The sequence below is a fragment of the Streptomyces sp. NRRL F-5755 genome (assembly GCF_001279365.1).
Classification (GTDB): Bacteria; Actinomycetota; Actinomycetes; order Streptomycetales; family Streptomycetaceae; genus Streptomyces; species Streptomyces rimosus.
On record NZ_LGCW01000295.1, the window covers coordinates 263819 to 276115 of the forward strand.

11 protein-coding genes are annotated in these 12297 nt (G+C 73.0%); 9 read left to right on the forward strand and 2 right to left on the reverse strand.

The features are described from left to right. The first annotated feature begins 45 nt into the window (after positions 1-45). The 5 genes from ADK86_RS32320 (at position 46) to ADK86_RS32340 (ending at position 5885) form a co-directional block, all read left to right on the forward strand. Complete coding sequence (locus ADK86_RS32320; RefSeq protein ID WP_053699780.1) at positions 46-1488, forward strand: short-chain fatty acyl-CoA regulator family protein; 1443 nt, start codon at positions 46-48, stop codon at positions 1486-1488. Positions 1489-1654: 166 nt separating this feature from the next. Further along, a complete protein-coding gene (locus ADK86_RS32325) occupies positions 1655-2224 on the forward strand; it encodes a 2Fe-2S iron-sulfur cluster-binding protein (protein WP_053699781.1) in 570 nt (189 codons plus the stop codon). Then, the gene (locus ADK86_RS32330) at positions 2221-3204 is read left to right on the forward strand and encodes an FAD binding domain-containing protein (protein WP_053699782.1); all 984 of its coding nucleotides are present in this window, start codon (positions 2221-2223) and stop codon (positions 3202-3204) included. The genes ADK86_RS32325 and ADK86_RS32330 overlap by 4 nt, the downstream gene beginning before the upstream one ends. Before the next feature lie 9 nt (positions 3205-3213). Continuing rightward, on the forward strand, positions 3214-5442 hold the full coding sequence (locus ADK86_RS32335) for a xanthine dehydrogenase family protein molybdopterin-binding subunit (RefSeq protein ID WP_199834513.1): 2229 nt from the start codon (positions 3214-3216) through the stop codon (positions 5440-5442). A 206-nt stretch (positions 5443-5648) separates the two neighbouring features. Further along, positions 5649-5885 (forward strand): hypothetical protein, encoded by a 237-nt coding sequence (locus tag ADK86_RS32340; protein ID WP_420718893.1) that lies wholly within the window; start codon positions 5649-5651, stop codon positions 5883-5885. Between the two features lie 14 nt (positions 5886-5899). Here the strand turns inward: ADK86_RS32340 and ADK86_RS32345 are convergent, their stop codons facing one another. Both ADK86_RS32345 and otr(B) read right to left on the reverse strand, forming a co-directional pair. Continuing rightward, positions 5900-6655, reverse strand: coding sequence for an AfsR/SARP family transcriptional regulator (locus ADK86_RS32345; protein ID WP_053699783.1), 756 nt, complete (start codon positions 6653-6655; stop codon positions 5900-5902). Positions 6656-6917: 262 nt separating this feature from the next. Continuing rightward, on the reverse strand, positions 6918-8609 hold the full coding sequence (gene otr(B), locus ADK86_RS32350; protein WP_053699784.1) for an oxytetracycline resistance efflux MFS transporter OtrB: 1692 nt from the start codon (positions 8607-8609) through the stop codon (positions 6918-6920). A gap of 145 nt (positions 8610-8754) precedes the next feature. On the opposite strand from otr(B), the gene ADK86_RS32355 reads away from it, so the two are divergent. The 4 genes from ADK86_RS32355 to ADK86_RS32370 all read left to right on the forward strand — a co-directional run bounded on the left by ADK86_RS32355 (position 8755) and on the right by ADK86_RS32370 (position 12296). Next, positions 8755-9246: a MarR family winged helix-turn-helix transcriptional regulator gene (locus ADK86_RS32355; protein ID WP_063789140.1), complete on the forward strand. Its 492-nt coding sequence runs from the start codon at positions 8755-8757 to the stop codon at positions 9244-9246. Between the two features lie 153 nt (positions 9247-9399). Beyond that, on the forward strand, positions 9400-10668 hold the full coding sequence (oxyA, locus tag ADK86_RS32360) for a tetracycline polyketide synthase beta-ketoacyl synthase subunit OxyA (RefSeq protein ID WP_033022242.1): 1269 nt from the start codon (positions 9400-9402) through the stop codon (positions 10666-10668). Beyond that, complete coding sequence (gene oxyB, locus ADK86_RS32365; RefSeq protein ID WP_053699786.1) at positions 10665-11933, forward strand: tetracycline polyketide synthase chain-length factor subunit OxyB; 1269 nt, start codon at positions 10665-10667, stop codon at positions 11931-11933. Before oxyA ends, oxyB begins: the two co-directional genes overlap by 4 nt. 75 nt (positions 11934-12008) lie before the next feature. Next, the gene (locus ADK86_RS32370) at positions 12009-12296 is read left to right on the forward strand and encodes an acyl carrier protein (RefSeq protein WP_003981021.1); all 288 of its coding nucleotides are present in this window, start codon (positions 12009-12011) and stop codon (positions 12294-12296) included. Position 12297: the final 1 nt, after the last annotated feature.

Consider the following 12297-nt stretch of genomic DNA (forward strand, 5'->3'; position numbering starts at 1 on the left):
GCCGCTCCGGCACCGAGGCCGGCGGCCCGCGACGGGAGGTGCGGCATGGCCCGACGACCGGCCGACCGCAAGGTCTACGCCCACGCCCGGCTGCGCCGGCTGCGCCGCGAGCACGGCATGAACCAGGTCGACATGGCCCGCGCCCTCGGCATCTCCACGAGCTACGCCAACCAGCTCGAACAGAGTCAGCGCCCGCTGACCGCGCCCGTACTGCTGCGCATCGCGGAGGTCTTCGGCGTCGACACCGCGTTCTTCTCCGAGGCCGCCGAGGACCGGCTCGCCACCGACCTGCGGGCCGCGCTCTCCGACGAGGCGTGCGGGGTGCCGCTGCCCGCCCCCGAGGAGATCACCGAGGCCGCCCGCGACCACCCGGAAGTGGCCCGCGCCCTGGTCGCGCTGCACCGCCGCTACCGGGACGCCGCCGAACAGGCCGCCGCCCTCGCCTCCCCCGGCTCGGGCGGCGCACTGCTGCCCCCTGCCGAACCCCACGACGAGGTACGGGACTTCTTCTACGCCCATCACAACCACTTCGAGCCCCTGGACACCGAGGCCGAGTGGACGGCGGAAGCCCTGGGCCTGCGGCCGGGCCGGACCGCCGACGCGCTCGTCGCACGCCTCGCCGAACGGCACGGCGTACGGACGGTCGAGGCGGCCCCGGGCCGCTCCGCCGACGCCCGGCGCTTCGACCCCGGCGCCCGGCTGCTGTTCCTCTCCCCCTGGCTCAGCGACGGCCGGCGCGCCTTCCAGCTCGCCACCCAGCTCGCCCTGCTGGAACACGGGCCGCTGCTCGGCCAGTTGGCCGACGGCGCGACCGGCCTGACCTCGCCGGAGTCGCGGGCCCTCGCCCGTATCGGCCTGGCCAACTACTTCGCGGGCGCGCTGCTCATGCCGTACGCCGCCTTCCACCGGTCCGCGGAAGAGGTGCGCTACGACATCGAGATGCTGTCCGCCCGCTTCGGTGTCGGCTTCGAGACGGTGTGCCACCGCCTGAGCACCTTGCAGCGCACCGGCCGCCGCGGCGTGCCCTTCTCCTTCCTGCGGGTCGACCGGGCGGGCAACATCTCCAAGCGCCAGTCCGCCACCGACTTCCACTTCTCCCGCCTCGGCGGCACCTGCCCGCTGTGGACGGTGTACGAGGCATTCTCCGCACCCGGCCGCATCCTGACCCAGGTCGCCGAGATGCCGGACGGCAAGCGGTACTTCTGGATCGCGCGGACCCTCACCCGCGGCGGGTTCGGGCATCACGCGCCGCGCGCCGAGTTCGCCGTCGCGCTCGGCTGCGAACTGCGCCACGCGCACCGGCTCGTGTACGCCGAGGGCGTCGCCCTGGACGATCCGCGGGCCGCGACACCGATCGGCCTGGGCTGCCGGATCTGCGAACGGCGCGACTGCGCCCAGCGGGCGCGGCCCCCGGCAGGCGGGCGGCTGGCCATCGACCCGGACCGGCGTACGTACGTGCCGTACCCGGTGGAGACCGGCGGGCCGTAGCAGTGGGGGTCCCCGACCGGCGGTCCGCGACAGCACCGGTCCCCGGGCGGCGAAACGGTCTCCGACGGAACCCTCCCGAAACCCGGGTCTTTGCGGGAATCTGAGGACGAATGCCGCGCCCGACACGGCGGCGCACATCATCCGGACGACACCCGCGAGGGCTGCCATGAGCGATTCGGTCAGGGAGGCCGTGGGGCGGAGCCAGGACGAGGGGGACCGGCTCCCGACGGTCACGCTGTACGTCAACCATCAGGAGCGGCGGTTCGCGGTGGACCCGCGGACCTCGCTGCTCGACGCGCTGCGCGAGCGGCTGCGTCTGGGCGGGACCAAGAAGGGATGTGATCACGGGCAGTGCGGCGCCTGCACGGTGGCGGTCAACGGCCGGCGCGTCAACTCCTGTCTGACGCTCGCCGTGATGCACGAGGGCGACGACGTGGTGACGATCGAGGGGCTGGGCGACCCCGATGACCTGCATCCCCTCCAGGCCGCCTTCGTCGAGTGCGACGGTTTCCAGTGCGGCTACTGCACGCCCGGCCAGATCATCTCGGCCGTCGGCATGCTCGGCGAGGTGGCGGCGGGCTGGCCCAGCCACGCCACCGCCGATGTGGCCGCCCCGCGGATCGCGTTGACCGACGAGGAGATCCGCGAGCGGATGAGCGGCAACCTCTGCCGGTGCGCCGCGTACCCGAACATCGTCGCGGCCATCCGCGGCGTGGCGGAAGGAGGCCCGGGTTGAGGTCCTTCACGTACGAGCGGGCGGCCGGGGCGGAGGCCGCCGTCGCCGCGGTGTCCAGGGACGGCGCCAAGTACATCAGCGGCGGCACCAACCTGCTCGACCTGATGAAGCTCGGCATCGAGCGTCCCGCCCACCTGGTCGACATCAGCCGCCTTCCGCTGCGCGACATCGAGGAGCTGCCGGACGGCGGCCTGCGGATCGGCGCCCAGGCGGCCAACTCCGATGTGGCCGCAGACGCCCGCGTCCGTACCCGCTACCCGGTGCTGACGCAGGCGCTGGTCTCCGGCGCCTCGGGCCAGCTGCGCAACAAGGCGTCCACAGGCGGCAACCTGCTGCAGCGCACCCGCTGCCCGTACTTCTACGACACGGCCGCGGGCTGCAACAAACGGCAGCCAGGGAGCGGGTGTTCGGCGATCGGCGGGTTCAACCGTATCCACGCGGTCCTCGGCACCAGTGACTCCTGCATCGCCACCCACCCCTCGGACATGGCCGTCGCGATGACCGCGCTGGAGGCGGAGATCGAGCTGCTCGGCCCCGGCGCGTCCGTACGCCGCGTGGCCATCGCGGACTTCTACCGGCTGCCGGGCGACACCCCGCACATCGAGACCGTGCTGCGGCCCGCCGAAATGATCACGGGCGTGGTCCTGCCGCCTCCGCCACCGGGCCGGCAGCTCTACCGCAAGGTGCGCGACCGGGCGTCCTACGAATTCGCGCTGGTCTCCGTGGCGGTTGTCGTCTCGGCCGGCCAGGGCACGATCGACACGGCGCGGGTGGCGCTCGGCGGCGTGGCGCCCAAGCCGTGGCGGTCCTTCGAGGCGGAGGCCGCGCTACGGGGCCGTCCGGCCACGACGGCCACCTACCGCGCCGCCGCCGAAGCGGCGATGCGCGGCGCCGTGGGGCAGGGGCACAACGACTTCAAGATCGAGCTGGCCCGGCGCACCCTGTGCCGGACGCTGGCCCGAGCGGCCGGACCGGACTGAGGAGGCGGGATGATCACCGGACGAGCGTTGAACCGCGTCGACGGCCCGCTGAAGGTCACCGGCCGGGCCACCTACGCCTACGAGCAGTGGGAAGCCGGACAGCCGCTCTACGGGGTCGTCGTCGGCGCGACGATCGGCAAGGGCCGCATCACCCGCATCGACACCGCCGAGGCCGAACGCGCCCCCGGCGTACACATGGTCATGACCCATCGCAACGCCCCGGCGCAGGGGCCCCGCGACGAATCCGTGCAGTTCGAGTACTGGCGGGCCCAGCCGGTGCTGACCGGACCGGACGTCCACCACCACGGCGAGCCGGTGGCGTTCGTCGTGGCCACCACCTTCGAGGAGGCCCGCGGGGCGGCCGGCCTGATCCACGTCGAGTACGCCGAGGAACGCGGACGCTTCGACTTCGCCGCGCACCAATCCGAGGCGTACGTACCGAAAGTGGTCAACGCCGGTCTCCCCGCCGACACCGCGGTGGGCGATTTCGCCGCCGGGTTCGCCGGGGCGCCGGTCCGCGTCGACCAGCGCTACACCACGCCGTACGAGTTCTCGATGCCGATGGAGCCGCACGCGTGCCTGGTGGAACCGCGGGGCGAGGACCTGATCGTGCACGTCAGCTGCCAGATCGTCGACGCGGCGTGGACCTCGGTCGCCGCCACGCTCGGCATCGAACCCGAGCGGGTCCACATCGTGACGCCCTATGTCGGCGGCGGATTCGGCTCCAAGCTGGGCGTCCGCGCCGAAACGATCCTCGCGGCGCTGGCCGCTCGGGCCCTGCGCCGGCCGGTCAAGGCCGCGCTCACCCGGCAGCAGCTCTTCCAGCTCGTCGGCATGCGCCCCACGTCGAGCCAGCGGGTCCGGCTGGGCGCGGGGCGCGACGGACGGCTGGCCGCGATCGCCCACGACGTGACCATGCACACCAGCCCCGACGTGGAGTACGCCGAGCAGACCGCCGCGACCAGCCGCAGTCTGTACGCCGCGCCCCACCGGGCGACGAGCCACCGCATGGTGCCGCTCGACCTGCCGCGCGGAGCGGACGTCCGTGCCCCGGGCGAGGCGCCCGGCCTGCTGGCGGTGGAGTCGGCGATGGACGAACTGGCCGACGCGCTCGGCCTGGACCCGGTCGAGCTGCGCATCCGCAACGAGCCCACCGTCGATCCCGAGCGGGGCGTGCCCTACAGCGACCGGCGCCTGGTCGACTGCCTGCGCGAAGGCGCGCGCCGGTTCGGCTGGGAGCGCCGCCCCGCGGCTCCGGCGAGCGTGCGCGAGGGGCGGTGGCTGGTCGGCTACGGCATGGCGGCCGCCATCCGAGGGCACTTCCAGGCGCCGACAGCGGTACGGGTGCGGCTGGAGACGGACGGCACCGCCGTCGTCCGCACGGATATGACCGATATCGGCACCGGCACGTACACCGTCCTCACCCAGGTCGCCGCCGACGGGCTCGGGCTGCCGCCCGACCGGGTGCGGATCGAGCTGGGGCGTTCCGGCTACCCCCGCAGTTGGGGGTCCGGCGGCTCGTGGGGCGCCGCCAACTCCGGCACCGCGACGGACCGCGCCTGCGCGGCCCTGCGCACCCGGCTGCTGGACGCGGCACGCTCCGACCCGCACTCGCCTCTGTACGGTCTGCCCCCGGCGGACGCCGTGTTCGGCGACGGCCGCGTACGCATCGGTGACGCGTCCGAGACCCTGGACGCACTCGTCCGGCGCCACCACCCCGAAGGACTGGAGGCGGTGGGCGAGACCCGCTTCATGGGCGACGACCCGAACTACGCGGCCTATTCGATCCACACCTACGGGGCCCACTTCGCCGAAGTGGGCGTCGACGCGGACACCGCCGAGATCCGGCTGCGCCGGATGCTCGGCGTGTTCTCGGTGGGCCGCGCCCTGAACCCCAAGACGGCCCGCTCACAGCTGATCGGCGGCATGATCTGGGGCGTCGGCGCCGCCCTGGAGGAGGAGGCCGTCGTCGACCCGCGCTCCGGCGCCTTCGTCACCCGGGACCTGGCCCACTACCTGGTCCCGGTCCACGCCGACGTCCCCGACGTCGACGCCGTCCTCCTCGACGGCCACGACGCCCGGGCAAACGCCCTGGGCGCCAAGGGCGTCGGCGAACTGGGCATCTGCGGCGCCGGCGCCGCGGTCGCCAACGCGGTGCACAACGCCACCGGCATCCGCGTCCGCGACTTCCCCATCACGCTGGAGAAGCTGCTGCCCGGGCTGCCGGTGGGTGACTGAGCCCGGGGAGTACGGGACGCGGTTCGTTTTCCGCACCCGGCCGGCGGGGGCCGGGTGCGGGAGCCGCCGGCACGGCCCCGGGCGCGGACGGCAGCACGTTCACTTCGCGCAGCCGGAACGATTCGGCCAGAGGGACATATTGCCGCCAACCCTGGCCAACCTCACCACCCCGCCTTTTCGTTCGGGCTACACAGGAATGCGCGGACGTGCTCGTCGGACGGGAGGAGCGGCCGGTGCTGACGATCAACGTGGCGGTGTTGCTCGCTGTCATCGTCTTCCTGCTCATACGCCGGCGTGTACAGGCCAGAAGCCGGGTCGACCAGAGCGTGACCGTGGCGCTCGCCCTCACCCTGGGCGTGCTGGTCGCCCAGACCGGGTTCGGCCGCTGGATCCTGGAGGTCGTGGGCAGCCTCGCGAACGGCATCTCCCAGATCGGCCAGTGAGGCCACCGGTTCCCTCAGGACGCCGACTTCAGCACCTCCTCCTGTGCGCGTTGCAGGTCGTGCGAGGGGTCGAGGCCGAGTTCGTCGCGGAGGAGGCGGCGGACCTTGTGGTAGACGTGGAGGGCTTCGCCGCGGCGGCCGGCCTTGCCGAGGGCCAGCATGAGCTGGGCGTGGAACCACTCGTCGTACGGGTACTCCATCACCAGGGAGCGCAGGTCGGTGATCAGCTCGCCGTAGCGGCCGAGGGCCATCGCGGCCTGGATGCGGAGTTTGCGGACGGAGACGCGCCGTTCGTCGAGGTTGCTGACGTAGTCCCGCAGCGCCCGGCCGCAGGGCACGTCGGCGAGGGGGGTGCCGCGCCACAGGGCCAGCGCCTCCTCGGCCCACCGGACGGCGCCGGCGGCGTCGCGGGCGGCGTAGCAGCTCTGGGCCCGGTCGGCCAGGCGCGCGAAGTGGTGGGTGTCGAGCGACTCCTCGGGGGTGTGCAGCAGGTAGCCGGGTGGCGCGGTGACGATGGCGCGCTCCTGCGGGTCCACGCCCAGTTCCTCGATGAAGTCCTTGCGCAGCTGGTAGATGTAGGTCTGCGCGGTGGTGACCGCGGTACGCGGCAGCGCGTCGCCCCACAGTTCGTCGAGGATGGACTCCAGGCTGACGATCTGGTTGGCCCGCATCACGAGCAGGGCGAGCACCTGCTTCACTTTCGGAGCGCTCGGGGTGTAGGCCAGTCGGTCGTTGACGGCCCGGATGGGGCCGAGTGCCTTGAAGTCCATGATTTCTTCCGCCTCCGCTGAATCTGTGGTCACACCGTCGGCCGAACGGATCCAGACGCTAATGGCGGCGGAACGGGGGCCCAAGCAAAGGCAACGGAAGTGCGGCCCGGCAGCGGAAACCGGAAGGGAAAACTGCAACCTTGGTGGCAGAACACCCCGGTGCGGGCGGCCGGGAGCCGGGAACCGGCCGTTCCGGCGCGGGGAATCGGACGTTCCCCGCGCCGGAGCGCGTCTGCGGGCGCCGGAGCCCGTCTTCGTACGGTCAGGCGTCCGACGCGGGCAGCGGCCCGTTCTTCGCCCCGGCGCCGCTCTCGGCCGGCCGCTCCTCCTCCGGCGCGGTCTCCTCCTGGAGTTCGCGCAGGAACCAGGTCATGACGAAGCCGGCCAGCAGCACCACGCCGCCGGCGAGGAACATGATGTGGAAGCCGTGGGCGAAGGACTCCGTCACCGGCTGCATCAGCCGGGCGTCGATGCCGTTCAGCAGGGACGTGTCGTCGAGGTTGATCCCCGCGCCCTGCCCGGACTCGGCCATGTCCAGGAAGCGGTGGTTGGCGGGGTCGCCGGTGATCGCCGGGTCCGTCAGGAGGCGCTCGTAGCGCGGGGTGTGCAGCAGGTCGGCGAGGCGGCCGAGCGCCACCGCGAACATCACGGAGAACAGGACCGCGATGCCGGTGGAGCCGCCGATCTGCCGGCACAGGCCGGAGGCGCCGTTCGCCACGCCGAGCTGGCTCTTGGGGGCCGAGTTCTGCATGGCGAGGGTGATGACGGTCTGGGACAGGCCGATGCCGACGCCGAGCCACAGGACGATCAGGACGATGCCCCACATCGGGGTCGCCGCACCGGTGGTGGCCATGGACAGCAGCGCTCCGGCCATCGAGCCCAGGCCCACGATCGCCAGTTTCTTGAACCGGCCCGAGGAGGCGATGAGCTTGCCGGAGACCATCTGGGAGGCGATGGTGCCCAGCATGAACGGGATGACCACCAGCCCGGCCTGGGTCGGGGTCCGCCCCTGCACCATCTGGAGGAACAGCGGCAGGGTGGTGACCGTGCCGAAGATGCCGACGCCGATGGTGAAGTTGACCGCGGAGCACAGCGCGATGCTGCCGCGCCGGAAGAGCCCCAGCGGCAGGATGGCCTCGTCGCCGCGCCGCAGTTCGACGGGGATGAAGACCGCCAGCCCGGCCGCGCCCAGCGCGAAGAGGGCGAGGGCGGCCGGCGAGCCCCAGCCCCAGGTCCGGCCCTGTTCGGCGACGATCAGCAGGGGCACCAGGAACAGCGCCAGCGCCGCCGCGCCCAGTACGTCCATGCGGTGTTCGCGCCGCTCGTGCGGGATGTTCAGGGCCTTGCGCACGGTGACCAGGGCCAGCAGGCCCAGCGGTACGTTGAGCAGGAACACCCAGCGCCAGCCGTCGATGCCGAAGACCTGGCCCGCCTCCGCGAAGAAGCCGCCCGCCAGCGGGCCGGCGACGCTGGCGACCACCCACGCCATCTGGAGGAAGGCGAAGTAGCGGCCGCGTTCGCGCACCGGGGCGAGGTCGGCGACCACCGCGGTGGGCAGGGACATCAGCCCGCCGCCGCCCAGTCCCTGGACGGCCCGGAAGAGGGCCAGCTCCCACATCGAGCCGGCCGTGCCGCACAGCACCGAGCCGCCGATGAACACCACGATGGAGATCAGGTACATGGGCTTGCGCCCGTAGATGTCGGACAGCTTGCCGTAGAACGGCATCGCCAGGACGGAGGCGATGAGGTAGCCCGTCGTCGCCCATGCCTGCTCGGTCTGGCCGTGGAGGTCGTCCGCGATGGTGCGCATCGCGGTGGCGATGACCGTCTGGTCCAGGGCCGCGAGGAACACGGCCAGCAGCAGTCCCGACATGGCCGTCAGGATCTGCCGATGCGTGAACGCCCCGCCTGCCTGGTCCGCCGCGCCCGCCGGGCCCGGATTTGCGGATGACACGGTTCCTCACTCTCCAGGCCGGCGCTTCCGGCCCCGTACACACACGTTGTTCACCATCGGCACCGAGGCCGGGTGCCGAGCGTAATCACCGGTGCGGCTTTTGACAAGGTCTTGTCGTTCTCGGGCGAGGACATACGCTGTGGCCATGGATTCCTCAGCCCCTGACCTGGCCGCTCTGATCGAGGTGACCGCCGAGGTCTTCGCGGTCAACGGCCGCCTGCTCCGCGAAGGCGACAGCCTCACCGCCCACGCGGGGCTGACCTCGGCGCGCTGGCAGGTGGCCGGACTGCTGCTGAGCGGCCCCTCGACGGTCGCCCGCCTGGCCCGCGAGCGGGGGCTGCGGCGGCAGGCGGTCCAGCAGACCGTCGAGCGGCTGAAGGCCGAGGGCGTCGTCACGACCCGGCCCAATCCGCAGGACCAGCGCAGCCCCCTGGTCGAGCTCACCGCACGCGGCCAGCAGGCGCTGGACGACCTGCGTCCCCTGGAGCGGCGGTGGCTGGAGTATCTGGCCGAGGACATCCCGGTCGAGGACCTGCGCGTAGCGATCGCGGTGCTGAGCCGCCTGCGGGAGAAGCTGGACGCCCGTCCGGCGACGGAGTTCGGGGCCGGGGCCGGGTCCGGGCGGCAGTCCGCCTGAGCGACCGCCGCCCCGCCCGGCCGTCCCTCCGGAGTGGCCCGGGCGTCGAATCCGCCTCCAAACCGCCTTGAGGTCCGAAGGTCACTCTGTGCCTCGACGCGCTCGTGCCGCCCCCGGTGGCGCGACGACGGCAGAGGAGACTCAGTGTCCAAGATCCATGACGCGCGACGCGTCGTAATCACAGGGATCGGCGTGGTGGCTCCGGGAGACGTGGGCACCAAACCGTTCTGGGAGATGCTCACCGCGGGGCGCACCGCCACCCGCCCGATCTCGACCTTCGACGCCTCGCCCTTCCGCTCCCAGGTGGCGGCGGAGTGCGACTTCGACCCGGCGGCGGAGGGGCTGAGCCAGCGGCAGGTCCGCGCCTGGGACCGCACCATGCAGTTCGCCTACGTGGCCGCGCGGGAGGCGCTGGCGGACAGCGGTGTGACGGGCGAGGCGGACCCGCTGCGCACCGGTGTCATGGCCGGCACCGCCTGCGGCATGACGATGAGCCTGGACCGCGAGTACGCGGTGGTCAGCGACGAGGGCCGGCTGTGGCAGGTGGACGACGCCCACGGGGTGCCGTACCTGTACGACTACTTCGTGCCCTCGTCGATGGCGGCCGAGATCGCCTGGCTGGCCGAGGCGGAGGGCCCGGCCGGGGTGGTCTCGGCCGGCTGCACCTCCGGCATCGACGTGCTCACCCACGCGGCGGACCTGGTACGCGACGGCGCGGCCGAGGTGATGGTGGCCGGGGCGTCCGACGCCGCCATCTCCCCCATCACGGTGGCGTGCTTCGACGCGATCAAGGCCACCACGCCGCGCAACGACGAGCCCGCGACCGCGTCCCGGCCGTTCGACCGCACCCGCAACGGCTTCGTGCTGGGCGAGGGGGCGGCGTTCTTCGTCCTGGAGGAGTACGCGCACGCCAGGCGGCGGGGGGCCCGCGCGTACGCGGAGATCGCCGGGTACGCCGGGCGGTGCAACGCGTACAGCATGACGGGGCTGCGCTCGGACGGGCGGGAGCTGGCCGAGGCGGTGAGCCGCGCGCTCGACATCGCGCGCGTCGACCCGTCGGAGGTGGACTACGTCAACGCCCACGGCTCGGCGACCAAGCAGAACGATCTCCACGAGACGGCGGCGTTCAAGCGGAGTCTGGGCCCGCATGCGTACTCGGTCCCGATCAGCTCCATCAAATCGATGATCGGCCACTCGCTCGGTGCCATCTGCGCGCTGGAGGTCGCGGCCAGCGCGCTGACCATCGAGCACGGGGTGATCCCGCCCACCGCGAACCTGCGGGAGCCGGACCCCGACTGCGACCTGGACTATGTGCCGCTGGTCGCCAGGGAGGCGGCGGTGTCCACCGTGGTGTCCGTGGCCAGCGGGTTCGGCGGCTTCCAGAGCGCGATCGTGCTCACCGAGCCGGGGAGGCAGCGGTGACCGGTCAGCTCGCCCCCGCTCCCGAGACCGGCACCGGCCGCCCCGGCGGCAGCGTCCGGCCGGTGGTCACCGGCCTCGGCGTGGTCGCGCCCAACGGCCTGGGCACCGAGCGGTACTGGGCCGCGACGCTGCGCGGCGACAGCGGCATCGGCCGGATCACCCGGTTCGACCCGTCCGGCTACACCTCCTCGCTGGCCGGGGAGATCGCGGACTTCGACCCGCGGCGGCTGCCGAACCGGCTGCTGCCGCAGACCGACCTGATGACCCGGCTCGCGCTGGTCGCGGCCGAGGAGGCGCTGGCCGACGCGGGCGCTGACCCGCGGACGATGCCCGACTTCGCCGCCGGGGTGGTCACCGCCGCGTCGGCGGGCGGCTTCGACTTCGGCCAGCGGGAGCTGGAGGCCCTGTGGAGCAAGGGTGGCGCGCACGTCAGCGCGTACCAGTCCTTCGCCTGGTTCTATCCGGTCAACTCCGGTCAGATCTCGATCCGGCACGCTATGCGGGGCCCTGGCGGCGCGCTGGTGGCCGAGCAGGCCGGCGGGCTGGACGCGGTGGCCAAGGCGCGCCGCCACGTACGGGACGGGACGCCGCTGATGCTCACCGGCGGTGTGGACGGTTCGCTGTGCCCGTGGGGCTGGCTGTGCATGACCCGTTCCGGCGCGCTGACCACCCGGACCGATCCGGGCCGCGCGTACCTGCCCTTCTCCCCCGACGCCTCCGGATACGTGCCGGGTGAGGGCGGGGCGCTGCTGGTCCTGGAGGATCCGCGGGCCGCCGCGGAGCGGGGTGCCCCGCAGGTCTACGGGCGGATCGCCGGGTACGCGGCCACCTTCGACCCCCGTCCGGGCTCCGGCCGGGAACCGGGCCTGCGCAGAGCGCTCCGGCTGGCGCTGGACGACGCCGGGATCGGACCGGCGGACGTGGACGTGGTCTTCGCCGACGCGATGGGCGTACCGGCGCTCGACGCGGTGGAAACACAGGTGCTGGCCGCCGAGTTCGGCCCGCGCGGGGTGCCGGTGACGGCGCCCAAGACGATGACGGGGCGGCTGCTGGCCGGCGGCGCGTCCCTGGACCTGGCGGCGGCGCTGCTGTCGCTGCGCGACCAGGTCGTACCCCCGACGGTGCATGTGGACGGCACCGAGATCCCGGACACGCTGGACCTGGTGACCGGCGCTCCCCGGGCGGCGCGCCTGCGGCACGCGCTGGTGCTGGCCCGCGGTCACGGCGGGTTCAACTCCGCGATGGTGGTCAGCGGCCGGGACTGAGCCGCCGTCCCCTGCTCGCTTCCGGCCCGGCCCTTTCCCCGAATTCCCCGCAACTCCCCGAAAGGTAGGACTGTCATGACCCTGCTCACCCTTTCCGACCTGCTCACCCTGCTGCGCGAGTGCGCGGGCGAGGAGGAATCGATCGACCTGGGAGGGGACGTCGAGGACGTCGCCTTCGACGCCCTCGGCTACGACTCGCTGGCGCTGCTGAACACCGTGGGGCGCATCGAGCGCGACTACGGGGTCCAGCTCGGGGACGACGCGGTGGAGAAGGCGACCACCCCGCGCGCGCTGATCGAGATGACCAACGCGTCGCTCACCGGCGCGTCCCCGTCCGCGGGCGGCGCCGCGCGGGACAAGTGAG